This is a genomic window from Oleiphilus sp. HI0123, assembly GCF_001635315.1.
In genome coordinates this window covers 1-1,524 of sequence record NZ_LWGE01001605.1, presented here as the reverse complement: position 1 = coordinate 1,524, position 1,524 = coordinate 1, and the positions used below count along the sequence as shown (strand labels likewise).

Here is a 1,524-nt window from a genome sequence, read left to right as displayed (position 1 = left end):
TTAACCACCTTGGCCATTGTCTTTGGAACACTGGTAATCATCCCTGATCCCGTGATGGGAGGACTGGCTGTCTCCTTGATTTTTGGATCCATCAGCTCGGCGATTTTAACCGTGCTTGTTGTGCCGCTATTGTATGGGCGAAAAAACAAATACTGAATATAGTATGGCCCGATTTTTTCAATGAGCTGGAATTGAAAAATAATTATGTAGAGAGTTGATTATGAATAATCGACTTAAAAGTGCAGTGGCGCTAGATTTTGTTTGCGCTCAGCAATTGAAGTCTTATTTCTCTTAAAATAGCTAATGCGATAATAGGAAGTTTCTGGATAGTTTTGTGTCTGCTCTTCTCACATTCCCGATGTAACTGATCAGGTCAATATTGGCCTGAATATCCAAACTTTATTGTCGATGCCGAGAGTCCGACTTGCGGACATTTAGGCCTTAGTGAGCTCGTTAGTTTAAGTACAGCCTATATTCTAAGCTGTAAGGCCAAGTTCGAGCCGATACATCTTAGGCGTAGCTTATTAAAGTTTTGCCCTCATCTAGTTCTAGGTGAGGGGTATGGTTAAAACCCGACAGCACCATTCGGTCCCGCTTAATATCGAAACTAGCGTAGCTTGCGTTTTTAATCTGAAAGTTAATATCAATCATCTGCTCTACGCTTAGTCCCATCACTTTTCTTATCGCCATCGAAATTGCGCCACCTGAGCTGACTAACATAACGGTATCATCACGATCCGCTTGCTGTCGAATTGCCTCTAAGCCAGTTTCAATTCTGTACTCAAAGTCGCTCCAAGATTCATCTACCAGACCTACTAGGTCGTTATTCGCCCAGGCAAACATAGCTTTTTTCAATAACTTGAAAAAGGTGGCCGGGTTGGAGTCTCTACTTAAGTTAAACGCCTGGTCGCTATTAAGTGACAAATAAGCTTTTATCAATCCCTTAAAGTCGAATTCATTCCAGCGCGGATCAGTTTCGATAGCTTGATTATATTGCAATGAGCGAGTGATCGCGTCAGCGGTTTCAATATGCCTTTTTAAGCTGCCGCAAATAACTCGACTGGGCTTGATAGAAGTGCTGTCAAAATATTCACCTAGTAAATGGGCTTGTTTGTGGCCGAGATCAGAAAGCTGGTCATAGTCTTGCTTTCCTAAAGAGGCTTGTGCGTGCCGTGTAAGTATCAGTGTTGCCATTTAATCGCTCTAAGCATGGATAAATATTAGTTGGCAAAGTCTATGGAAGTAAGCAGTATTCAGCAAGTTTATTCAATTGATGGCAGTGCATTAGCTTGGATTATAGTTCGTGCGCTGAACAGTGTCTCCTTTAGTATGAGAGCCTGTTAACACCTTAAAAGACTCGTAAGAAAATCCACATATATAAACAAAGAATAAGTTTGATGCAGGTTAGGGGTAACGGTAATAAAAATACTTTTAAAATGTAAGGAAAGGTAATCTGGTACTAGATATAACTTTAGGTGAGCTACTTAAAAAATTGAATTACGAAGTAAAAATAGTTTAATCGAT

1 protein-coding gene is annotated in these 1,524 nt (G+C 40.4%); it reads right to left on the bottom strand.

Annotation, left to right across the window (positions count from 1 at the left end):
- Positions 1–510: 510 nt before the first annotated feature.
- Positions 511–1,194: a histidine phosphatase family protein gene (locus tag A3761_RS21540; RefSeq protein ID WP_068507539.1), complete on the bottom strand. Its 684-nt coding sequence runs from the start codon at positions 1,192–1,194 to the stop codon at positions 511–513.
- Positions 1,195–1,524 lie beyond the last annotated feature (330 nt).

Bases quoted from the DNA above. Each gene is read 5' to 3' on its own strand.
- A3761_RS21540 (WP_068507539.1), bottom strand. From the start codon at position 1,194: ATGGCAACACTGATACTTACACGGCACGCACAAGCCTCTTTAGGAAAG.